Here is a 22,156-nt window from a genome sequence, read left to right on the forward strand (position 1 = left end):
TGCGGAGCATGGAACTCGTCGAGGAGCGAGGTGACGCGTACGCATTGACGGACGGGGCCGGTCGTTCGTCGAGAACGCTGTTGCAGAGTGGAGTGATTCGGATTGGACGCCCGCAACAACCGACGACGAAATGAGTGCTGGGACGTACGCGACGACGATTCGATAGGACGACGTGGTGTGCGGCAGCGTTTTCACGGTTCCAGAACCTGCTTGTTTTCGAACTCGTAGATTCTCCGCCTCCCCGTCAGCTCGTCTTCTCGAACGCCAATTCGTCAGGCGAGTACGTGTAGCACTTGATTCCGTTCTCGTCGCAGTGCTCTGCTAGCTTTGATGGCCACACTCCTTCGTCGTCGAAGTCCCCGAGGTACGCAACGGTAACCGAGTCTTCACCCCGTTCGACGACGACAGCCGTGTTCGGATCGGTATGACTGGTCCTGATGACGCGGTCTCCCGGAACGTACGGGTTGTCGGCGAACTCGAGGTTTTCGTGTTTGTATGTCCAGAGTTTGATCTCGGTGTCGACGCAGTACGATGCGAGGATTCCGGGGTGGTACTCACGCCAGTCTGCGGGTCCTTTGTCGAGTGCACTCGGGAACGCTACGCGAACGGCTTCACCGTCGAGTTCCTGTCCGAAGGCACCAGTGTTCTTCTCCGGGGGCATCACCTCAATGACGACGCCGACGGACGCGTCCTCGTCACCAGCCTTGATGACGCGGTCACCAGGCTTGAACGGGTTCTCCGGTTTCTGGTTCATGTACGCCGTGTTCGGCCCTAACTCCTGTAACTCGTTCATGGGCCGCGCTGTGAGGTGCGCTAGTTTTTCCGGTTCGTCACCCGAGTACGCCGCTTGCGTTTCCACCTTCGATTTGAGCGTCTCAGTACGCTCCCACCCTAACAGGATCAGCGCGTCCTCGTTATCTCGATGCCAGACCATCACGATGATATCGTCGTCGGGGTCGTTCTCCAGCAGGTTCGCCGGGCGAAACGCAGAGACGTCTCTCGATGTCTTCACGTCCACTTCGTAGCCGAACACCTCGAAATCGTGCCCGGAGAAACTCTCGGGATTGCACCGCCGGATCGCTGCTTCGTTCTGCCATTCCCACATCTCGACTGGAAGGTACTCCCGGCAGAACTGCTCGAACGCCAGCTCACCAAGGTTCCCAATTCGTTTCACATCGATATCGTCCGCACCCTGAATCACTGCCTGGTGATTCGCTCGCTCCCGATCGATCCCGTCCGGCGAATACAGATACATTACACTCAGGTCATCTATTAGATAAATATACTTTGGGTGTTGGTTATCACTACAGGAGTTGGGGCCCCGATGTCAATATTGTATCCGGGTTGATCTAATCGGGTGGTTGGTGTTCTGATTGCGGGCTGAGGTAGTCTGTTCCGTTGAGGAGGATGACGGCGTCGCTTACTGAGTATTCTACCGGCGACCACTGCCGGTGAGGCCAGCATTACCACCTCTCATGCGCGCCGGAGTCGGTATCTGACGAGTGGAATCGACTATTCGTCACCCAGAACGGTCTGGGACTAGCCACGTCCCTCGAGTGCCGTTGCGCCGCGTTCGAGCGACGCGGCCGGGTCGTCAGGGTCGTCGTGCTCGTAGATCAACCAGTCGACGTCGACCTCGCGAGCGGCATCGACGCAAGCCGCGATATCCACGTCACCCTCACCGAGTTCGGTGAATGTGGGCTCGGATCCGGTTGTCATGTCTTTCATGTGGAGCTGTCCGACACGATCGCCGAGGTTCCGGATGCGCCGTGCAGGGTCGTCGCCGCCGACAAGCGCCCAGCCGACGTCGAGTTCGATCCCGACGGTCGTTTGCCTGAGGAAGCGGTCGTAGGCGGCCCCCTCCTCGAGTGCGGTGTACTCGTGGTCGTGATTGTGGTACAGCAGGTCCAACCCGTCGGCCTCGAGAGCCGATTCGAGAGCGGCGAGGTCGTCGGCGATGGCGTCTACCGCTTCGGCCGACGCGAAGTGTGCCTCGTCGAGCCAGGGAAGGACGATCGCGTCGACCTCGAGCGGGGCAAACGCCTCGCGGATAGCCTCCCTGTCGGTTCGGAGCGTCTCGAGATCAACGTGGGGCGGCGCGACCGCGAGATCGAGTTGCCGGAGTGTCGCCGCGACGGTAGCCGGTTCCGCGTGCAGGGGGGAGTAGTCGCCCGCGAACTGGACGCCATCGTAGCCGGCGTCAGCGACCCGGCGAAGGACCGACTCGAGGTCCGCATCCAGGTTGCGAACGCTGTAGAGGTTAATGGCCGTGCGAGGCATGTGTTGTGCGTCTCGGCCCCAGGTCATCGGTGTTTGGGTCCCGAGTGTGTGCTCGTTAGATCTGGATCGATCGGTGCGATCGTCTCGAGTCAAGTGCAGACCTAGTCACCGACTTTTCAACCCGTCTCCGTCGCACTGAGAGTGAACGGGCAGGTGATGTCATTGATCGAGGCGTCGACGAATTACAGTCACGGTCGGATAATCGGGTCGGAGACGAAGTACGGGGACGGCTGTGAGCAACAGCTGAGCGGTGTCACAGGTGGAGCAAGCCGCCTCGAAGCCTGATCCAAAGCACTTCACATTCGAAGGCCCCGTCACAGTCGATACCAGAAATACACTGCTACGAGACCGAGTGCGCTGACGGTGTAGAAGAAGGGTCCGGCCCCGATCGCTAGCGCCAATGCAGCCGCAATAAGTGGACACACGACAGCTATCAGCATCCCCTCGAGCACCGGCCCGAATATATAAACGAGCTGTTGCCAACGGGTCATCCCGGTGTCGTCTGGGTGACCACGATTCCCTCCGTTCATCCCCATACGCGCCGTCGAATTGTCAGCAATTAACCCCTTCTATCTCGTTCTAACGGCCGAAAGAGTCCGTTCGGGTTCGCGGGACCGCTCCAACACGTAGGGCGACAGCGATAATGACGCCGGCGAAAACCAAGCCGCCAACTGCCTCAACGACGGTATGAGCCTCGATTGCGATCCGACTCCAAACCAGTCCAATCGGAACGAACAGAAACACAGCGAATCTGCGATTCAAAGAGCAGAGAAAGCACGTGGAAATCGCGGAATAAATGACGTGGCTTGACACATCCCAAAAGGGGACTACTGCCATATGGACGATAGAAGTGCCAATCAGCAACAAACTAAACAGTTGAAGTAGTGGTCCCCAGCCTTTTCGAACCCAAACGAACCAGATTATCACGAATCCCGTGATCAGACCGATGCTCGCGAAGAAATCCTCACTACCGGGTACTGATACAGAGAATATACTCGATCCCCCCTCGTAAACGGCAAACGCTACGATCCAAGCGAATAGGACCGTAGTTGTTCGAGCAGCCAAGGCACTCGCGCAGATATCGCTTCCCCAGAGCTCGTATCCCGCCACGATAGTCGTGACCAGGAGGACGAACAGTTCCGGTGCAAATACCTCCGAGAAGACGGTTGCTGTACTCATACCGATTAGATCACAGTCGCTGAGAAAACCAATTACGGAATTGTTCGGCAGAGAGACGTTCTCCAGGGTGGCGTAGGCCTGAGTACTAATTGACCATCAATTATATATCAATACTTCCTAGCATACGGCATTGGCATCAACGAGGTCGTCGAAGCCAGTATGAGACTCGTTACCGAGAGTGAATTGATCCGAAATGTCTATCCAGAGGCATATACTGATATCGCCGCATTCGTTACAGAACTCGGTGGTTCGACTGGCCTCATAGTTATCCTCGCGGTCATGTACTGGCTCACCTGGCGACGTGAGAGTGCACTCGTTGCCGGCTATGCTGTTGCTAGCATCGGATTCATATTGTTCATCAAAAGCATAGTTGCACTTCCGCGTCCGCCGGAATCCGTTCATCTAGTCCCGTTGACCGACGACCCCTATGGGTTTCCGAGCGGACACGCGTTCATGGCAACAGTTGTGTATGGTGGACTTCTGGTCGTCTTAGACCGGTATCGTGATCCACTGCCTCTTCTGGGGACCGTTCTCCTCGTCACCAGCATTTCACTATCTCGAGTTGTGCTCGGATTACACTACTTGGGGGATGTCGTTGCTGGGGCTGGTATGGGTGTGGCGTTCCTTGGCTTACTACATCGGTTCGCCAGGGGGAATCCACAGCGTGCATACGCAACAGGAGCTGTAATCGCTGTGCCAGCGATTGTTGTCAGCAATGGGTCCCCCTACGCTTTGCTGGCTCTCGGTGGCGGTATCGGTGGAACGCTCGCCGTAACTCGAGTCGAATCAATGCCGGAGCGTCAGTCGGCCACTGAAGCGTTGCTCCTTTCGGTGATCGGTTCCGGTTACCTGGTTGTCTTGGGAACGCTCGAGTCAACTATTGTGACGATCTCCCTGTTCGGTACCGTTCTGGTGAACGCACTCCTCGTTGCCGGTGTCCTCCTCCTCCCAGCGGCAGTCAGAAGCCTCTTGCAGTATGTTTCCTTAACGGCAGTAAATGTATTTAAATTTGTTATACATTCGAAATAAGGTAAGTTGGACTCTCAACAACCGGCACAGCGCATATCGTTCATCTCAATTCCGGTCCGGGCACCAGACTCTTATCGCCAGACGGCCGTCAAATGTATTTGTTTTAATTGTATTTGAAACGATAAGACCAGTGCCAGAATAGCTGGACGGGAAGCTACTGATGAGTGATACGGAAGGGAGAACACCGACGACCGCATCCGGACCGGACTGGGGGCAATTCGTCCTCGTCGTTATAGCCGTTCTTTTACTATCGCTTGCAGCCGTTGCCGTTCCGGCGCTCGGCGGCGTGAGCGTTGGTGAGTCGGCACAGGGAGGAGAGGACCCGGACGGTCCTGCTCAACTTGCCGAACATGTTGAAGACGCAACTGGCGAGGAGCAAAACGATGCCAACGATGAGAGTGAAGAAGGTGATGAGGATGACGAAACTGGTGGGACTGAGCAGCACGAGCCCAAATCTGACGAAGGCCAGAATCCAGAGGAGGTCGATTCGGAGCCAGATGGAGAGAAGGGTGACGACGCGGCGGCCGACGAAGACTCAGAAACCGATGCCACCGGTGACGACACGGATTCGGGAGAAGTTTCCGACACAGGCGACGAGGAAGTCGGAGACGAGCTTGATGAGGCCGATACGGATGCCGACCAACGCGACGAAGCCGGCGATGAACACAGTGGCAGTAACGACACCGAAACAGACGACGAAACCGACGGCGACGACACACAAGACGAAACTCCAGACGACGAGGCAGAAGAAGAAGAGGATGAGCCTGTAGACGACGAAGATGAGACCGATGAGGAACCAACTGACTATCGGATTACATTCGACGAAGAGCCGACACCCGGTGCAACGGTCGAGGTGACTCTCACAGCAGACGGTGAGCCAGTTGCGGGTGCCCCAGTCTACTTCAATGGGGACCAGATCGGAACAACCGGTACAGATGGAACGGTCGTCGGTGACGTGCCGTTCACGGAAACGCTGACCGTGGTGGCTGACCCGCCAGACGGTGATGTGTCCGAAACCGAGGGGTCGCAGGCGAATATCCAAGGCGTATTCGCTCACGGCGCCGGCACGGGACTTGCGAGCAGTAGTTCAACGACGGCGTCGACAAACAACGGGACGGAAACGACCGTCGAGATGGACGCCGACACGGCACTCGAGATCGACGGGCCGGCGATTCCGGAGACGGACGTCACACTGTCGGCAACCGTCAACGAAACCCCGATTCCACAGGGGGACGTGCTGATCGACGGTGAGAAGCGCACCACCACCGACGAAGACGGAAACGCGACGATCGTCCTCCCACCGGAACCCGGAAACACGACCATTGCGGTTGAACGCGGCGATATCAGGGCCGAAGAGACGATCGAGGTGCAGGAACTCTCGTTCGAGGTTACCGATACGATCCCGTTCCCAGGACGTTCAGTCGACGTCGAACTCCACCACGGTGACGACCCGGTCGGGGAGACGACGGTGTTCGTCGACGGCGACGAAGCGGGTACGACCGACACCAACGGGAGCGCCACGGTCGGACTGCCGATGGCGAACGAAGCAATACTGACCGCTCATGCTGACGGCGCAACTGCGGAGACAACAGTCGATGGCCTCTACCGGAACGCCGCCGTTCTCGGCCTCCTCGGGGTCGGCGCGCTGGTTCTTACCGGACACATACTCGTCCGTCGGTTCGGCGTAACGACGTCGACCGTCCGTGCGTTACCCTCGCTGCTCGTGGCCCTCGTTCGACACAGCGCCGAAGTTCTGGCGGCGTTCGGCCGGCGAGTCGTCGACGCAGTCGTCAGCGCTGCACACGCACTCGAGCGGTTCGGCCACTGGCTGCTCGGCTGCGGGCGTGTGACTGTTAGCGCACTCCGACGCGCCTGCCGCTGGCTCGTCGCGCTCCCAGGCGAACTCCTCGACAGGGGAGTGGCGGCTCTCGCCGTGATACACCCGATCCGAATCTATCGGGCAATCGTCGGGGCTCTCCGTTCGCTGTTCCGTACATCTCGGGAGCGGGTGACCGAGACCACGGGACTCGGGACCGACGACGCGACCGACACGCGAACGGAGTCGACGCCCGACGAGACCGTCCTCACGCTTCGTGATCTGTGGTCGGAGTTCGTCCGGCTGGTTCGACCGCCACGCGTTCGGACGAAAACGCCCGGTGAGGTCGGCCGATACGCCGTTGACGAGGGCTTCCCGGAGCCGCCGATTCGAACCGTCGTTGACGCCTTCCGAGATACCGAATACGGGAACGAGCGACCGTCGCCAGGCCGCCTCGAGCGCGTCCGATCGGCGATACTTTCGGTCGCGGACGACCCGGATCAGGTCGATGTCGAGGCCGATCGCGTCATTGCTGACGAGAACAGGCGAGAAGCCATCTCAGCCGAGTCCGATGCGGACACCGAAGCAGCTGACGCTACCGCTACAGCGGACGTCGAACTCATTCACGATAGTCGAGACGTGTACGGACCCGATGCAGGCAACACTACTGACACCGATATCGAGGACAGTGACCGGCCAGAAGGGCTCGATTCAACCGAAGACGAGCCGACGACAGTTCCGAACGCGAAGACAGACACCGAGACGAATGCTGGCCCCGGAGGTGACGACGCGTGAGTCGGATGCGAACGGTCGCGAACGGACTGCTCGCTCTTATCGCGGTAGTCGCGCTCGGAGTGGCTGGCGTTCTCTCGATCCGACCCTCGGTACTGCCACCCGACCTCCTGGATGCGATCGTCATGGTGGAGGAGACAGTCGAACCCGACGATGTCCTCATCCGTATCGCTGGGCTCGTCGGACTTTTCGCACTGTGGCGTACGTACTTCTCGGGAGCGACCGACCTGCAAGACGGAGGGGTCGACCGAAACGCGGGATCGCAAGCCGCTGCAAGCGACACGAACGTGGTCGGCGAGGTGGCAAGCGAGCGCGTCGAACGAACGATCGAATCACTGAAACGCGGGAGCCGAACCGACCGGGAAACGGAGGCAGTCGTCGACGACCTGCGCGAAACGTTGCGGACCGTCGAGACTGCCAAAGGGCGATCGGACGAGGTTGCTGCCGAGCGCATTCGAGCCGGTGACTGGACCGACGATCGCATCGCAGCGGCGTTTCTCGGCGACGCATCTGCGGGCCGGTTGTCGATCTGGCACCGTCTGCGGATGTGGTTGTTCCCGGGGCAAACCTTCGAACAGCGACTCGAGCGGACGCTCGCGGAATTGGAACGATACGCGACGGATTCGACGAGCGATATGACACAGGACACCGACGGAACGGAGGCTGAGGATGAATAGCGGACGCGTCACGCGGTGGCATTCGGGAGTCGTCGCGTCGGTCGTCCTCATAGCTACAGGGACCTTGTTCGGCTCGACACCGCTGTTGCTTGCTGCGATCGTCCCCCTCACGTACTTGGGCTATGCTGCGCTGTCTTCGGTACCCGACCCGGCGACAGCGGTGACGGTTGACCGCGACTGTACCCCCCAGAAACCGCTGCCAGGCGAACAGGTCGAAGTCACGCTGACGATTCGTAACGAGTCTGCCCGAACGTTGCCCGACGTCAGGATCATCGATCGCGGCCCGGAAAATCTGGAGGTGATCGACGGGGCGGCAAAAGATGCAGTCACGCTTCGCTCGGGCGAAGAGACCAAACTCACGTACACGCTGCAGCCCCGACGAGGAACGTACGTCTTCGACGACACATGGATTCGCCTCCGAAGTCTGAGCGCAACCGCTGTTGCGACGGGGTCGGTTGCTGCTGACGGCGACAGTAAAATCGAGTGTACGGTTCCCCTCGACGGCCTCCCGATCCATCGCGACACGATTCCAGTCACCGGCTCGGTCGGGAGTGACCGGGGTGGGGCAGGTTATGAGTTCCACTCGACCCGAGAGTACCAGCAGGGCGATCCGTTGAGTCGGATCGACTGGCGACGGTACGCCCGTACCGGCGACCTCGGAACGGTGCTCTACCGGGAGCAGGAAACGACGAACGTCATCGTGATCGTCGACGGTCGCACGGACGCCGGCGTCGCACCAGCACCCGGCCGTCCGGACGGGCTGACGCTTGCGGCATACGCGGGACTCGTGGCGAGCAGTGCCGTAATCGACGTCGGACACAACGTCGGCGTCGTCGGGCTTGGAATCCGCGGCGAGACACCAGGTGTGTACGAAGGGCCACCAGCCTACGTCGAACCCGGCAGCGGAGTCAACGTCGGGGCCAGAATCGCCCGTGTCTGTGATGCGATCGCCGCGCGTGGCAGCGGCGCGGAGCTTTCGTCGTCCGCCCGTGGCGCTCCCGAAGGGGACGCGCCCGATGACGGCGCTCGATCGCCGGCCGACGGCAATCGAACGGTTCGAGCGGACGGCGGCGGGGCCAGTACTCAGTCGACCATGGCATCCGTCTCTCGCCTCGATGCCCTGTTCCCAGCCAGCGCGCAACTCGTTGTTTGTACACCTGCTGTCGACGACGAGATCATCGATTTCGCGGTTCAACTTCGACGTCGCGGCTACCCGCTGTCGGTCGTGTCGCCGAACGTTACGGGTCGTGACGATGTCGGCGCGCGATTGGCCAGGATTCGCCGCCAGTCCCGACTCGAGCGACTCCGCCGACTCGACGTTCCGGTCGCGGACTGGGATCCCGAAACGTCGCTCGTCTCTGCTCTCAGTCACGGCTTCGGAGAGGTGATTCGCTAATGGGGGAAACACCGGGAAGCGGTTCGCGGGACTCCCGCCGGAGCAACGGATCCACGAGCCAGAACCGCGGATCTGGACCGCAGGCGTCGACCAGTAGCACTCGAAGCGAGAGCCGAACCCGGGCTCACAGTCCCGAACGTGCCAGCACGGAGACCGTCAGCGCATCTACGACAGCGATCGCGACAATCCTCGGGACGCTCACCGGCGCACTCGTCCTTGCACTCGGCGTCGACGTTCTCGTTCCGGGAGTCGTCGCCACCATCGCCGGTGGCTTGCTCACCGCGACTGTCACGGCGACCAAACGCCGAACACCCGGAGCGCGGGCCGCCGGCAGTCTCCTCGTCGTCGTCACCGCAGTCGGAATCAGCGCGTCCGTCGGACTCGCTGCAACCGGCGGGCCGTCACTCGAACAACTCCTCTCTCGCGTCGGCGTCGTCCTCGCGATCGTGCTTGCGACCTTCGGCGCGACGGCAACTGTCACGGGTGCGATCGGAAACAACGCAGTCCGGTCCGCGCTCCCCGTCGCACTGCTTACCGCGCTTCCGATCGCCGTCGTGGCAGCACTGCATATCGACCCCGTTCGCGACCGAGTCCACGAGTCAGTCGTCGGTCCGCTCGAGGAAGCGAATCCAAGCGGAATCGGGCTCGAACGTATTCTCTCCCCCGAGAATCTGACAGGGAGTGCCGTAACTTTCGTCGTACTTCTCGTCGGATCGCTGTGGCTCACAGCCTACATTTTGCCACGACTGCCGATCCCGGAACTCGTTCCGCGGGACCGACGTTCCGAAACCCGCCGCCGGATCGACTGGGTCGCATCACGGTCGATCTGGAGCGGTACGTTCCTGCTGATCGGTAGTATCGTAGTGGGCATATTCACCGTTCCCGCACAGAACGAGGATCTCCAGTACGTCGAGGACGTCGTCCCCGTATCGCTGTTCGAAACGTATCTCGAACCGGTCACGATGGCGACAGAGCTTCGAATTGTCCTCCTCGCAGGAATCGGAGTGCTCACGACAGCCTATCTTCTCTCTCGCCTGCCAGGCCTCCACCGCCTCCGATACAGTACCACCCTCAGATGGGTTCCAGTGTTTATAGGCGGCGTGTTCGTCACGGCACTCGTCACGGTGGGCTATCCGCGCGTGTTCGAACACTGGGTACGCCCCGAAGTCGAACAGTCCATCGCCGAGCAAGAGACCGTCTTCTTGCCGATCCTCGAGGAGGAACTACAGCTCCAGGAGTTGCTGCCGATCCTGTCGCCGCCGAACGGGATCGCAATTGCCGGCCTCGGAATCACCGGAATCGTCGGTGCCGTCCTTGGCGTGTTTCTGCTCCTCTGGCTCCTCGGCTCGTTTCAGCTCTTGCCGGACCGTGGCGCACCGGGCACGATCGGCGCTGCGGCGTTGGTGGGCGGAACGATCATCGCGGCGACCGCCGGCGCGTCAACGCTCGTCGTCACCGGGGGCGTCGCCTGCGCGATCGTTTCCTGGGACGCCGCCGTCTACGGCGTGTCGGTCACCGAAGAACTCGGCCGCGACACTGACGTCGGCCGACCGACGCTTTCGCACACGCTCGGCGCGGTCCTCGTGGGGGTCGTCGGAATCGGAATCGCGCTTGGTCTCAATAGACTTGCCGAGGCGATTACCGTCCAGACCGGTGTCACGATCGCGATCAGCTTGATCGTCGGCCTGCTCGTTTCATTCATTGCGGTGAAACGCCGCGCGACGTCGAAAGCAATCACGACTCGATCGACGACCGCGAGCCCACGGACCACGGCCGCCACTGATCACTCCGTCAGCGCGGCGGGCGACGACTCCGTGGCCACGGCGAAGGACGCGACCGTCAGCGTCGATACGGTTCCCCTGCTGGATGTCCATGAAGCACGGATGCTTCGAGCCGCCGGCTTCGAAACGATCGGTGATCTACAGGCGGCAAGTCAGAGCGAACTCGAGGCGGTCACTGGCGTTAGCGACGAGACAGTAGCTGCGGTGATAGCGGCAGTTGCCGACGGAAAAGACCGTAACGAATGAACCATACCGGGTCACTGATACTGGCCTAAGACTGCGACTGAACGGGCGTCTCGCGGAGCTACGATTTAGGCGTCGGCGTCTCGACCTGCCTCACGACGTCGCGAACGACGCTTGCCCCATCGACACCGTCGATCTGTGCGTCGGTCGTCAAGACGAGCCGGTGTTGCATGACCGGTTCGGCGATCCGTTTGACGTCGTCCGGCGCGACGTAGTCTCTGCCCTCCATGACGGCCCGGGCTCGCGCAGCCTCGAAGTACCGCTGGATGCCACGCGGCGAGATACCGATATCGACACGGCTGTCCTGCCGGGTTTCACGGGCGAGTGTCACGAGGTACTCCCGGACTGATCGATCCATCGTAATCCGCTCGGGGACCTCCTGTAACCGTCGCACGCCGTCCGTCTCCAGTACCGGGTCGACCGTCGGCATCTTGGTGTTGCGCTGGCTGCGCCGTTCGATCAACTCGAGTTCGCCTTCTTTGCCAGGATAACCGATCGAGCTCTTGACGATGAAGCGGTCGCGTTGGGCTTCCGGAAGCTCGAACGTCCCTTCTTGCTCGACGGGGTTCTGGGTCGCGATCACGAGGAACGGATCCGGCAACTCGCGGGTCGTCCCATCGACGGTTACCTGGCCTTCGTCCATCGCCTCGAGTAGCGCCGCCTGGGTCTTCGGCGGAGCGCGATTGATCTCGTCGGCCAGCACCACGTTCGCGAACACCGGTCCCTCGGTGAATTCGAACTCCCCCGTCTGTTCGTTGAACACGTGCGAACCGGTGATGTCGTTCGGCAGCAAGTCCGGCGTGAACTGGATCCGCGAAAACTCCAATCCCAGCGCCTGCGCAAAGGTTAGTGCTGTCAGCGTCTTCCCCGTTCCGGGCACGTCCTCGAGCAAAACATGACCCCGGGCGAGCGCAGCCGTCAAGACCGTTCCCAAAAATTCACGATCCGTGATCACCGCATTGCTGATCCGATCAATCACCTCGGCACAGGTGTCACTTGCCGCAGCGACCGAGACATCCTCGTCTGCGTCTGCCATCAGTCTCCATTGACGTGGACGTTACATCAAGATTCTGGCGGATACGCGACGAAATGATACACCAACTACGGTGGTGACATGGGTCAACCGCCCCGGGGTCAAGTGGTACGAGACGCTCCGCGTCTCGTCACTACGCGGGATCGAAGATCCCGCGAGGTCAGCGAACCCGAAGGGTTGGCTTGATCACGGAAATCTTCGATTTCCGTACGACCTCGAGGCTCAGATCAATCCACACCCATTACGCAACTGATGGACTCAATAGATACGCAACTGCATCCAAATACTAACCAGAAACAGGCAGTATTCCTCGCTATCAAGAGCGATAAAGACGAAATCCCGGTTGTGGACCGGGATGGCCGATTCATCGGTGCAGTAACTTCTCGGTCGATCATCGATACGATGCATCGAGAGCACCTCGAAGAGGTTTTTCTCCGGGCCGGCGTACAACAAACCGGGAATCGGATTACGGACGTCGTAGCTACTGATGTCCGCAGTGCTGTTCGAAGTCAAGCGCCATGGCTACTGTTCGGCCTCGTTGCTGGGCTTTTTCTCAGCATCATTTCGAGGCAGTTCGAGGCTACCGTTCGTGAGACAATCGCCCTCGCGCTCGAGGACGTCCACGACGTCGGTCTCGGTGCGAGTCTGACTCGGCTCGTTCGTGTCCGCGACGTAGAGGTGAGTGACGGGCGCGTCGTGATCGCTGGCGATCTCGAGCGCGTGATCCAGCGCTACCGTCGCCGAATCGCTCCCGTCGATGGAAACGAGAATGCGGTCGTACATGACCATCATCGACTACGACCCGGATCGGTACACCGTTTGATCCGACGACGGAGTGACACCCTCCCGTCGCCGGACATGATCGTCGACGAAGTGGCAGTGACACGGTGAACGATTATCGGGATCCCGGTAATGGTCTAGAACGGTTCGAATTCACTGTGACGGCATCAAAACCACGCGTCCGGCGAACAGGTGAAACCGGCGTTCGGCGGATCGTGAATCGCCTCTTACACGCGGGAATTGTCGCCGCGCTCGTTGCGGGAATCCGGCGTCGCGACCCGAGCGTGATTGTCAACGGTGCCCTCTCACTGACGTTCGGCTCGTTGCCGCGATACCTCGAACGGCGATACGACGTTCACTTTCGGCCATGGCAGCGGGAGTGGATCTCGACGGCTGCATTGGTCCACACGCTCGGCATGCTCGGCCCGTACGATCGTGTCTGGTGGTGGGACCATCTCGCACACACGCTCTCGGGGGTCGTCTTTGCCGGTGTTGTGGACGTGGTGTACCGATCCGACGTCGACGGAGAACGCCACGTTTCGAGTCGCTCTAGGACGGCGTTCGTCGCCGGAATTACTTTCGGACTCGGCTTCGTCTGGGAGGTATTCGAATACATCGTCCACGCACTCGGCGATCGGATCGGGTTCGACCCCTTGCTCGTCCACTACGGACGGCTCGACGCCGTAGGCGATCTCGTCTTCGATCTAGTCGGGGCGATGATCGTCCTCCTGTTCGGGCGGGATCGGTTATCGAATCTCGTCGACTCGGAGAGGGACGAATCGTAACGCCCTGAACGAGCTATTCTTCCGTGGGGGGATCGATCAGTTCGACCGGACTGAGAACGTCAGTCCGCAACTCGGATATTTCCTCCTCGCCGAGACGATCATTCTCTTCGAGCACGTCAATTAGCAGTAGTTGATAGTATGTTTATTTATTTATTTATGCTTGGGTGAATGTGACTGTAAGTATAGGAAGTAGCTGTTACACTGACGGCTTGTTTCAGGGGAGGAACCTTCATTTGAAAGCCAACGCTGCTATGTGTTCGACTACAAGTTTACCTGGCATCCAATGAACAGCAATTCGCAAAACCGGTCAGTCGAGAACTCGCGAATATACACGCGAGTAGTACGGGAGAAGTATGGATAGGGGAATGATTCTTATCCCCTGGTGATATAATTATGTTTCTTGTTATGGTCATGAGTGATGCAGTTGCGGCAGCATTACTCACAGGTACAATTCGGAACCAGTCTCGGACTCCCTCTCCAGAGAGCCAACACATCTAAGAGTGAGTCCCATAGTTATGAGCTCGCTCGAAATCGGAGCGCGAATCCTCGCGGGCGTCGGTCTCATCCTCATCAACGCCTACTTTGTTGCTATCGAATTCGCACTGACCCGCGCCCGTCAGTACTCTGAGTCGGAATTCGACACGCCAGGGCTCCGCCGTGCCTGGGGGATGACCGACGACCTCGAGTTCTATCTGACGAGTTGCCAGATCTGGATCTCCGGCACCAGCATTGCGTTAGGTGTCGTCGCCGAGCCGGGACTGGCAGCCGTGTTCGAACCCGTCTTCCAGAACTCGTTTCCAACGCTCGCGTCGGCTGGCGCCGGATCGCTATTCGCGTTCTTCCTCATCAACATGGTCCACCTCACCCATGGTGAGCAGACGCCGACCTACCTCGGCGTCGAGCGCTCGAAACAGGTCTGCCGGTACGGCGCGCGGCCGCTGTATTGGTTCGCGTTCGTCATTTCACCGTTCATCAAGTTCGGCGACTGGGTGGCGAAAGGAACGCTCAGACTGTTCGGGATCGAAATGACCGGCGCCTGGCTCGAGGAAACCGGGACGGACGTGATCGAATCGCGGGCGAACCTCCGCCAGGAACTCGGATCAGTACTCGACCGCGGCGAAGTCACCGATGAACGTCGCCAGGAAGTGGTAAACGCACTCGCGATCGGCGAGCAACCGATCCGCGACGCGATGGTGCCGGCCGACGAGATCGTCGCGCTGTCTACGACGGTCGATCCGGAAACGAATCTCGAACGAATAGTTGACCGGCCGCAGACGCGCTATCCGCTCGTCGGTGACGACCTGACTGACTTGCGCGGGATCGTCTATGTGCCGATCCTCACCAAGTACCGCGAGGACCTGCTCGAAAGTGAGGTCAGGTTCGCCGACATCGCGGCCCCGCCGATGACGCTCTCGCCCGACGTCGATATCAGCGACGCCATCGACCAGTTTCAGGCCGAAAATCAGGAACTCGCGCTTGTGATCGAAGACGGCATGGTCGTCGGTCTCGTCACTGTAACTGATCTATTCGAGGCAGTAATGGGCGACATCGAGGATCCGCTGGATCAGGAACAAGTTGGATCAGCCGACCGGTAAACCGCTCGAGGGAGATGGTCGCCACGATGAATACGAACGGGAGGTAACTGAACAGTCCGACGACGAGCCAGACGACTACCGCAGATGCAAACGCCTGTGCAGGCGACATCTCCTCAGCCTCCGACACGACGTACACAGTATGCGACCAACGCTATAGACGATCGCGGCCGACAGGAGTTCGGCCGGAATCGCGTAGTACTCCTTCCAGATGATCGAGACGATCGCGAGACTTGCAACTACGACAGCGAACTTGATCAGGACCATCCCGAGATTTCGACCAATCGGATTGTACCAGCTCATCGGATTCCGATGGACCGATTAGTGCGGATGGTCGTTCGCTTCGAGGGCGTTATTTATTCCCGCCATTCACAGGAAGAGAAAGACGGATCGGGTAGCCATACTCCGGCCGCTCACCCCTCCGAGAATGCCGACGATTGATTGCTCCCGTCCGACGATTGTGACTGGACGGTATCGATTACGTGGCCGTACAGCTTTGTGAACGGCGTGGCCGTGATCCCGTGGACGAGGGCCGAACTCGCGATGACGAGACTGGCCACCCCCCAGATGATCTCATTGCCCAGTATTCGGTGGGCGACCGTCGCGTAAAACAGCGCCGCGATCCCGATCGGGCCGAACCAGCCGGCGAACAGCGAGTCGCGAGTCCCGTCGATCGGTCGAACTACCTGCCGGAAGATCACTATCATCGGCAGGCGCCGCAGGAGCAAGACACCGGCCGCGAGGGCCACACCGGCCCAGCCGAGCGAAACCCACTGGTCGACCGGCAGCGCGATACCAAAGAACACGAAGATCGGGAACGTGAACAGGCGGAGCACCGTCTCCTGGACCTTCTGCTCGTCGGCTTCGTCCGCGGCATCAGCGAACTGATTGAACAGGAGTCCGGCCACGAACGCTGCCAGAATCCCGTCGCTGCCTAGCAACTTAACCCCGCCCAGTACGGCGAAGGTGAGCGCGACGGTGACACTCAACAGCGACGTCTCCTCGAGGAACTCGTGTTCGCGGGACTCGCGTTCGATCCAACCGGCGGCCGCTCCGATCGCCGTGCCGACGAACACGGCGACGCCGACTTCCCAGAGGAGCGTCGAGACCAGCCAGTCGGTAATCGCCCGCTGGGGCGGATGCTGGAGTACCAGAATCGGAAGGAAGACGAGCGGGTACGCGAGTCCGTCGTTGGCACCCGACTCGGCGGTAAGGAGGTTTCGGATCGACTCCGGAATATACTGCTCTGCGGTAGTTCCCGTGACGATCGTTCCGGCAAGGACTGGATCCGTGGGTGTGACGATCGCCCCGATGAGCAGCGCGATCCAGAGCGGAACGCCCAGGACGAGATAGACAAGTCCACCACTGACGAGCCACATAGCAATCATTCCGGGGACGAGGACCGCCGCCATTGAGCGTACGTGTGTCCGGAGGTACCGTTGGGGGAGCCGGAGCGCGGCGGCCATGACGGCTAGCCCGACCGTGAGCCGGGCGAACTGTTCCATAATCGTGAACGGATCGGCCCAGTGTGAGAGGTGGAACAGCCCTAGGCCGAGGGGACCAATCACGATCCCAAGGATCACGGACGCCAGTGGCTCCGAGAGAAAGTACACCTTGTTTCGCATCAGTCCCGCGATGAGACTCAACGCCAACGTCAGCCCACCGATCGTGACGAGCGCAATGTTGAGCTCTTGCATAGTATCGGCCCGAACGCTGAACCTGGGCCTGAATCGTCCGAAACGGGCGTGTACAACGGAATATTTGCCGTGAAACGGAATAGGGATTCGGCCTGCGAGCGTCGCTCGCAGAGCATCACGTGTAATCGGAGCGCTGATTTTGCCGGGCGGCTCAACTTCGAACCCCGGTTTCGGTGTCCGTCGATGAGGGCGTCTGGAGTTGGCCCCGGAGGTACTGCTCGCCGCGTCGAGTCAGCCGGTACTTCCCTCGTTCGATCTTTTCGACGAATCCATGGTCTGCCAGTTCGATAAGGCGACGATTCACTTCTTTCCGGCTGAATCCGGTGTTGAAGGCGACGACCGCCGGCGTTAGGACGAGGTCCGTCCCGTGGAGCGCGGCGAGGATCTCATCGTCCATCGGGGTCATCCACTCGGCCGATCGTCGGATTTGCGACGGCTCGCTCAACAGCACGCGCGCCCACTCGGTCGTTCGCACGTCGTTCGTCACGGGGTCGTAAAGGCCGAAGACGACCAGCAACGCGGCCGCGCCATGGACCCAGTGGACGAATTGTGGTGCCACTAGCTCGACGATCGGCCCTCCGATCACGGCCAGCACTAGCCCGGTGACGGTCACGAGCACGAACCGGCGGTAGGCCGTCACTGACGCCTCGAGCGAGAGGAGATACAGGAGCTCGAGTGCGACGACGGTCCCGATCGCGAGGTTGTAGACGACGAAGGGGTCTAGTCCGGCCACGCGCCCTCACCCCTGGATCTCCCGCTGCGGAGTTGTCGGTGGCGGAGTATCAGCAGGCCGACAAAGATCGCGAGGATCGTGTTCGCGGCGCTTCGAAGGACGTGGAGGGCCAGCGACTCCGGCTCGAGGACGAGCAACATCGTGTGGTAGATCGTCAGCGCGACCATCCCGACCGAGAGGAGAGCGATTGCTGTGCCGAAGGGGGAGTCGCGGAAGATTCCCCAGGACAAGAGCGCGAACACCCCGGCGCCGGTGCCGGCAATGATCGCGAACGGGACACCGAGAAGATGGACGACGGAGTGGGTCACGCGCGAGGGTTCGGTTCCAGGTGTCGTTAAGGTGCGGCATGGTATTTCATCGGCGCGACAATCGGATCGAGACCGTCCGGAACGCGGACCGATATCGGCCGGTGGTGATGATGGTGATCTGTCGGCGAACCCGTTGCGAGGCCGCGGTAATCGTCCGTGAACCGCGCCTCACCGATTGGACATCCCCCAGTGCCCACTACGAGTATCGCCCCTCACCGTTCGGTCGGATCGTCGTGGCCTGCGGATAACAAAACCGGTCGTCGTCGACCACTTGAACGCAATGGCACTGACCCAAATCGACCACGTTAGCGAGAACGAGGAGATGCAGGAGTGTATCGACAACTGCTTCGAAGCCGCCCAAGCGTGTGAGTGGTGTGCCGACGAGTGTGCGGGCGAGGGCGAGGAGATGGCCAAGTGTCTCCGTCTCTGTCGCGACGTCGCCGACTTGACAACGATGCACGCGCGGTTCATGGCCCGCAACTCGAACTACAGCACGGCGCTCGCCGAAGCCTGCGCCGGCGCCTGTGAGGAATGTGCCGAGGAGTGTGAACGCCACGACGACGAACACTGTCAGGTCTGTGCGGACGTCCTCCGGGACTGCGCGGAGACCTGCCGGAACATGGCCTCGGCCTGAACGGCGAATGGATGCGACGACGAGACTCGCCGCCAGCGGCAACTACCTGCTCGGCTGCTGGCTGATCACGGCCGCGTTCGTCTTCGCCGCGTCTGGAATCGCCCGCTGGAACGACGTCCTAGTCGGCACCGTGGTCGCCATCGTCGCCGGATATAACTATGCCAGCGTCCGCAGCCGGCGACCCGCGAGCGTAACCGGTGCGGGACTCATCGCAATTCTCGGCTGCTGGCTCGTCGTCGCTCCCTTCGCTCTCGGCCCCGGTCTCGAGGGGCCGGCGCTGTGGAACGACGTCGTCACAGGGACCGTGATGGCGGGCTTCGGCGGTTACAACGCGTACGTCGCGGCCGCCGCCGAACGTGCCCCCCTTTCGTTCGACTGCTGAATAGCGAACGTACTGGAGCATTGAGCTACCCACCGCTAAAGCGGTGGGATTCCACGCCGTTTACGGCATAGAAGCGGCCAATAAGCAATATGAACCGTCGCTCTACGCTATCCATAATGGGGGCGATAGCTTGTATGGGTACTGCTGGTTGCCTTTTTTCAGAGAGACAGCAGAACCCACAGTTTACCCTTCGGAATATTCGGTCATATATAGCAGACGAGGGGATGGCTCTCGTAGTTGGAGTCGTTGAAAAACAAGAAGGCAGACGAGGAGAGGTGACGGTGAGGGCAGAACTTCTGATTGACGAAGCGTATGATCACGTAAGTACGCAAACATTCGTTGTGCCTGCAGATCTTACTGAGCGCACCATTGCACTCCCATTCACCACAAGCTCTCCGTTTTACGGAGAGCAGGAGTTCACTTCCCGGGCAAAGATCGTTCGCCACGGGGAACCAGATGGCCAGTGGGTAGCTGAACGCGAGTAGGATCAGGGTCAGTTATACGCTAGATCGACCGTCACGGAGATCTTGTCCACCACCGACTCACATACATGATGGAGGATAGCCAGAACGCGGCGAGAAACACGTACATCGCGTCACCGGGCGGATACACGGACTCAGTGAACGTTCGTGAGACTACGAACCCGGCAGCCGCAACGAGGGACACCGATGTACGCGATCACGTGCGGGAGCCAGTCCGTGTTCTGTGGCCGATCTCGTTCGCCGTGGAGATACATCGCGACCGCCGTCAGGGGGGTCAATAGCATGATCAGGCCGAGCAGCCCGAATGCCGACACGAAGAACGTGGCACTGTCCGTCGGGCCGAAGAACACGCCCCAGATGACGAGCGGCAGCAGAACGACATACGCGAGGATGACGAGAGGCCATCTGCTGGGGAAATCGACACGAGACCCGTACCGGTCAACGAGGGCCGGCGACAGCGGATAGCGTCACGCCGTTCCGAACGTCGCTTTCCCCATCGCGACGAGTCCGACGACGAACGTCCAAAACGTGACGGCGAACCAGAGCGTGAGCAGCGCGGGAACTACAAGGCCGGCAACTGTCGAGGCGGCCGACGGAAGAGAGACGAGTGATGGAAGCGCGGCGACGTCAGTCGCTCCCTGTCCCGTAAGCTCGCTGTAGGTGAACAGTGATCCGAACGTAACGACAGTCAGTGCCAGCACGGTGAGATGCCAATCGAGGGCGTTGCGAGCGTTTCGCTTTGTGAACTCGTTCGTGGTGAGGAGATACACGATCCCCGCGCCGGCGATGCCGGTTGGGATCGCGAGGAAGTGAACGAGAATACCCCCGATCGACCGCTCTTCGAGGAGGTTCGGTCCGCCGTTGGTCGTCACCGGATCTTCGGTGTGTTTGGAGATCATGGAACTTGTTAGCGGAATTTCTCGACAACGTCGACTGAGCCGGGATACGTCCATACTGATCCGAAGATCGCCTTCATCGTCGCGACGAGGGCGTACACGAACGTGAGAAAACCCGCGATACTCACCAGGAGTATGAGCAGTACTCCGGCGGCCGCGAATACCGTGTCGAGCGGGGCAGGGAGTAGAGACAGTTGGATCGTCTCGCCGCCGACGGTGAACTCGTCGGCTCCCAAAAAGAAGGTAACCATGGCAACGACCGCCAACACGAAGACGGTGACGTGCCAGTTCAGCGCGTGACGAGCGTTCTCGCGCGTGTACTCGTTGTTGGCGGCGGCATAGACGATAACGGGGCCGAGGAAACCGGTGATCAGTCCGAGGAGATGGACGAGGATACCGCCGAGCGAGCGTTCGTCGAGCAGTTCGGGGCCGGATGCTGATGGTGTGGAGGTCATGAATGATTGATGAGTGTGATTTGGATGTTCTGATCATGTCGACGGCAGGAGGTTCAGCGGGCCGTATCTGTCGCGAACCCAACGAACCGTCCGCTCGGCAACGAGCAACAGTAGGCTCACGAACAGCAGGTCGAAGGCGGTGTCCCAGAGCACGATATCGCTCTGGGTACCGCTCACGTCTGCGCCGGTGATCGTGAGCACGCCGCCGAGCGCGAACAACACGAGGCTCAACTGGAAGCCAGCGAGCACAAGTGTGCGGATCCCGGCCGTGTCCGACAGTGTAAGGAATCCGCGGGTGGAGAGCCGATCCAGCGGGGTGTTCGCGTTCAGCGCGCGTTTGCCCTCAGGAGAGACGGGCCAGTCCGACTCCGGGTGGTTGAGGTAATACAGGGTGATCGAGTCGGGATACGTCTCGATCGCGACGACGTCGATTTCCTGCAGTTCCTGGAGCCGGTTCCGAACCGTGGCCCGAGTGACGTCGGGCTTGATGCGCGCGTGTAGCTGACGGATCGAGAAGAACGGACGATCGGACTCGAGCATCGTCTCGACGACGTGCTCTTGCGTGAGCGTGTTGTCGAGGTTCCGGTCGATCCGGTTATCGATCCAGGACGGAATCGGGGACACGGTGTCACCGCATAGTTACCAGAGGGAATTAAAATGAAGTGGGAATTTCACCCCCACGAACCGCCGTTTGGCGGCCGTGAAATGGGGTTCAATCCAGGCTCACGAACTGGGAATCCCCGTACTGCGGCGGGTTCAAACACGATTGGAGAGGAAATCCGATCGGCGGGAGTTCGTGGCTCTGATCTGGGGAGTGGCGGCAATAGAAACATCTGGGGTGAAAACATTCCTGAAACATATGCGCATTCCATCTTGCACGCGAGTTTTGACAAGAGTTGGATAGGGAAAGAGTGCGAATCTTTCTATGACACGCTCGCAGGTGCAGTCTCCCCATTGCAGGTAACGTTTGGTCTTCTTGAGGATGGAACTAGGACGGCACTCGCTGAACAGGGGGGCAGGATGGCCTCGATATTTTTCACAGAGCCATTCAGCTTCGTAGTTCTCGTCGGTTGGGCTGTAGTGCCTATTGTCATTTGAATTATCAGAATTCGATCCGCAGATCTTACCTAGCAGTTGAGAGAGTCATAGAACAGTTCTCATACTAGAGAACAGGTGAACGCTGAGG

Annotated in this window: 20 protein-coding genes and 1 pseudogene; 11 read left to right on the plus strand and 10 right to left on the minus strand. The window is 60.1% G+C overall.

Annotation, left to right across the window (positions count from 1 at the left end):
- Positions 1-244: 244 nt before the first annotated feature.
- Both BM113_RS16915 and BM113_RS16920 read right to left on the minus strand, forming a co-directional pair.
- Positions 245-1,255, minus strand: a complete 1,011-nt coding sequence (locus tag BM113_RS16915; RefSeq protein ID WP_089789214.1) for a DUF7961 domain-containing protein — start codon at positions 1,253-1,255, stop codon at positions 245-247.
- A gap of 284 nt (positions 1,256-1,539) precedes the next feature.
- Positions 1,540-2,280: a sugar phosphate isomerase/epimerase family protein gene (locus BM113_RS16920; RefSeq protein WP_089789215.1), complete on the minus strand. Its 741-nt coding sequence runs from the start codon at positions 2,278-2,280 to the stop codon at positions 1,540-1,542.
- Positions 2,281-3,618: 1,338 nt separating this feature from the next.
- Between BM113_RS16920 and BM113_RS16935 the strand changes: the two genes are divergently transcribed.
- From BM113_RS16935 to BM113_RS21975, 5 genes are all read left to right on the plus strand, one after another.
- Positions 3,619-4,488 (plus strand): phosphatase PAP2 family protein, encoded by an 870-nt coding sequence (locus tag BM113_RS16935; RefSeq protein WP_089789218.1) that lies wholly within the window; start codon positions 3,619-3,621, stop codon positions 4,486-4,488.
- A 160-nt stretch (positions 4,489-4,648) separates the two neighbouring features.
- A complete protein-coding gene (locus BM113_RS21970; RefSeq protein WP_143095851.1) occupies positions 4,649-7,099 on the plus strand; it encodes a DUF4129 domain-containing protein in 2,451 nt (816 codons plus the stop codon).
- Positions 7,100-7,104: 5 nt separating this feature from the next.
- Positions 7,105-7,773 (plus strand): DUF7269 family protein, encoded by a 669-nt coding sequence (locus tag BM113_RS16955; protein ID WP_089789222.1) that lies wholly within the window; start codon positions 7,105-7,107, stop codon positions 7,771-7,773.
- A complete protein-coding gene (locus BM113_RS16960) occupies positions 7,766-9,169 on the plus strand; it encodes a DUF58 domain-containing protein (protein ID WP_089789223.1) in 1,404 nt (467 codons plus the stop codon). Before BM113_RS16955 ends, BM113_RS16960 begins: the two co-directional genes overlap by 8 nt.
- Positions 9,170-10,131: 962 nt before the next feature.
- Positions 10,132-11,196, plus strand: coding sequence for a DUF7519 family protein (locus tag BM113_RS21975; protein WP_143095852.1), 1,065 nt, complete (start codon positions 10,132-10,134; stop codon positions 11,194-11,196).
- Between the two features lie 58 nt (positions 11,197-11,254).
- Here BM113_RS21975 and BM113_RS16970 read toward each other — a convergent pair whose 3' ends face one another.
- Entirely contained in the window at positions 11,255-12,229 is a 975-nt protein-coding gene (locus BM113_RS16970) for an AAA family ATPase (protein ID WP_089789225.1), read from the minus strand.
- A gap of 249 nt (positions 12,230-12,478) precedes the next feature.
- Between BM113_RS16970 and BM113_RS23035 the strand changes: the two are divergent.
- Positions 12,479-12,619, plus strand: a pseudogene (locus BM113_RS23035) (CBS domain-containing protein); the annotation flags it as partial.
- Positions 12,620-12,748: 129 nt separating this feature from the next.
- Here the strand turns inward: BM113_RS23035 and BM113_RS16980 are convergent.
- On the minus strand, positions 12,749-13,009 hold the full coding sequence (locus BM113_RS16980) for a universal stress protein (protein ID WP_394327723.1): 261 nt from the start codon (positions 13,007-13,009) through the stop codon (positions 12,749-12,751).
- A gap of 281 nt (positions 13,010-13,290) precedes the next feature.
- Here BM113_RS16980 and BM113_RS16985 point away from each other — a divergent pair, with 281 nt between their 5' ends.
- Positions 13,291-13,791 carry a DUF2238 domain-containing protein gene (locus BM113_RS16985; protein ID WP_218149967.1) on the plus strand — a complete coding sequence of 167 codons (501 nt, stop codon included), beginning with the start codon at positions 13,291-13,293 and terminating at the stop codon, positions 13,789-13,791.
- A gap of 515 nt (positions 13,792-14,306) precedes the next feature.
- Positions 14,307-15,386, plus strand: coding sequence for a CNNM domain-containing protein (locus BM113_RS16990; RefSeq protein WP_089789227.1), 1,080 nt, complete (start codon positions 14,307-14,309; stop codon positions 15,384-15,386).
- A gap of 410 nt (positions 15,387-15,796) precedes the next feature.
- Here BM113_RS16990 and BM113_RS17000 read toward each other — a convergent pair whose 3' ends face one another.
- The 3 genes from BM113_RS17000 to BM113_RS17010 all read right to left on the minus strand — a co-directional run bounded on the left by BM113_RS17000 (position 15,797) and on the right by BM113_RS17010 (position 18,121).
- A complete protein-coding gene (locus BM113_RS17000) occupies positions 15,797-17,080 on the minus strand; it encodes a cation:proton antiporter domain-containing protein (protein WP_089789229.1) in 1,284 nt (427 codons plus the stop codon).
- Positions 17,081-17,231: 151 nt separating this feature from the next.
- Positions 17,232-17,813, minus strand: coding sequence for a hypothetical protein (locus BM113_RS17005; RefSeq protein ID WP_089789230.1), 582 nt, complete (start codon positions 17,811-17,813; stop codon positions 17,232-17,234).
- A complete protein-coding gene (locus tag BM113_RS17010) occupies positions 17,801-18,121 on the minus strand; it encodes a hypothetical protein (RefSeq protein ID WP_089789231.1) in 321 nt (106 codons plus the stop codon). Before BM113_RS17010 ends, BM113_RS17005 begins: the two co-directional genes overlap by 13 nt.
- 280 nt (positions 18,122-18,401) lie before the next feature.
- Between BM113_RS17010 and BM113_RS17015 the strand changes: the two genes are divergently transcribed.
- From BM113_RS17015 to BM113_RS21980, 3 genes are all read left to right on the plus strand, one after another.
- A complete protein-coding gene (locus BM113_RS17015; protein WP_089789232.1) occupies positions 18,402-18,755 on the plus strand; it encodes a four-helix bundle copper-binding protein in 354 nt (117 codons plus the stop codon).
- Between the two features lie 7 nt (positions 18,756-18,762).
- A complete protein-coding gene (locus tag BM113_RS17020; protein ID WP_089789233.1) occupies positions 18,763-19,137 on the plus strand; it encodes an SPW repeat domain-containing protein in 375 nt (124 codons plus the stop codon).
- 116 nt (positions 19,138-19,253) lie between these two features.
- Positions 19,254-19,622 (plus strand): hypothetical protein, encoded by a 369-nt coding sequence (locus BM113_RS21980; RefSeq protein ID WP_143095853.1) that lies wholly within the window; start codon positions 19,254-19,256, stop codon positions 19,620-19,622.
- Between the two features lie 464 nt (positions 19,623-20,086).
- On the opposite strand, the gene BM113_RS22525 is transcribed toward BM113_RS21980, so the two are convergent.
- Genes BM113_RS22525 through BM113_RS17035 form a run of 3 tightly spaced genes read right to left on the minus strand, consistent with a single transcriptional unit; the run spans position 20,087 to position 21,594 of the window.
- The gene (locus BM113_RS22525) at positions 20,087-20,518 is read right to left on the minus strand and encodes a magnetosome magnetite crystal formation protein family (protein ID WP_218149968.1); all 432 of its coding nucleotides are present in this window, start codon (positions 20,516-20,518) and stop codon (positions 20,087-20,089) included.
- 8 nt (positions 20,519-20,526) lie between these two features.
- Positions 20,527-20,970, minus strand: a complete 444-nt coding sequence (locus BM113_RS17030; protein ID WP_089789234.1) for a DUF4870 domain-containing protein — start codon at positions 20,968-20,970, stop codon at positions 20,527-20,529.
- Between the two features lie 33 nt (positions 20,971-21,003).
- Positions 21,004-21,594, minus strand: coding sequence for a helix-turn-helix domain-containing protein (locus BM113_RS17035; protein WP_089789235.1), 591 nt, complete (start codon positions 21,592-21,594; stop codon positions 21,004-21,006).
- Between the last annotated feature and the right edge of the window lie 562 nt (positions 21,595-22,156).

Source organism: Natronobacterium haloterrestre (assembly GCF_900112205.1).
Classification (GTDB): Archaea; Halobacteriota; Halobacteria; order Halobacteriales; family Natrialbaceae; genus Natronobacterium; species Natronobacterium haloterrestre.

Excerpts from the sequence above, each read along its gene's own strand:
- BM113_RS16915 (WP_089789214.1), bottom strand. The coding sequence starts at position 1,255 with ATGTATCTGTATTCGCCGGACGGGATCGATCGGGAGCGAGCGAATCAC.
- BM113_RS16920 (WP_089789215.1), bottom strand. The coding sequence starts at position 2,280 with ATGCCTCGCACGGCCATTAACCTCTACAGCGTTCGCAACCTGGATGCG.
- BM113_RS16935 (WP_089789218.1), top strand. The coding sequence starts at position 3,619 with ATGAGACTCGTTACCGAGAGTGAATTGATCCGAAATGTCTATCCAGAG.
- BM113_RS21970 (WP_143095851.1), top strand. The coding sequence starts at position 4,649 with ATGAGTGATACGGAAGGGAGAACACCGACGACCGCATCCGGACCGGAC.
- BM113_RS16955 (WP_089789222.1), top strand. The coding sequence starts at position 7,105 with ATGCGAACGGTCGCGAACGGACTGCTCGCTCTTATCGCGGTAGTCGCG.
- BM113_RS16960 (WP_089789223.1), top strand. The coding sequence starts at position 7,766 with ATGAATAGCGGACGCGTCACGCGGTGGCATTCGGGAGTCGTCGCGTCG.
- BM113_RS21975 (WP_143095852.1), top strand. The coding sequence starts at position 10,132 with ATGGCGACAGAGCTTCGAATTGTCCTCCTCGCAGGAATCGGAGTGCTC.
- BM113_RS16970 (WP_089789225.1), bottom strand. The coding sequence starts at position 12,229 with ATGGCAGACGCAGACGAGGATGTCTCGGTCGCTGCGGCAAGTGACACC.
- BM113_RS16980 (WP_394327723.1), bottom strand. The coding sequence starts at position 13,009 with ATGTACGACCGCATTCTCGTTTCCATCGACGGGAGCGATTCGGCGACG.
- BM113_RS16990 (WP_089789227.1), top strand. The coding sequence starts at position 14,307 with ATGAGCTCGCTCGAAATCGGAGCGCGAATCCTCGCGGGCGTCGGTCTC.
- BM113_RS17000 (WP_089789229.1), bottom strand. The coding sequence starts at position 17,080 with ATGCAAGAGCTCAACATTGCGCTCGTCACGATCGGTGGGCTGACGTTG.
- BM113_RS17015 (WP_089789232.1), top strand. The coding sequence starts at position 18,402 with ATGGCACTGACCCAAATCGACCACGTTAGCGAGAACGAGGAGATGCAG.
- BM113_RS17020 (WP_089789233.1), top strand. The coding sequence starts at position 18,763 with ATGGATGCGACGACGAGACTCGCCGCCAGCGGCAACTACCTGCTCGGC.
- BM113_RS21980 (WP_143095853.1), top strand. The coding sequence starts at position 19,254 with ATGGGGGCGATAGCTTGTATGGGTACTGCTGGTTGCCTTTTTTCAGAG.
- BM113_RS22525 (WP_218149968.1), bottom strand. The coding sequence starts at position 20,518 with ATGATCTCCAAACACACCGAAGATCCGGTGACGACCAACGGCGGACCG.
- BM113_RS17030 (WP_089789234.1), bottom strand. The coding sequence starts at position 20,970 with ATGACCTCCACACCATCAGCATCCGGCCCCGAACTGCTCGACGAACGC.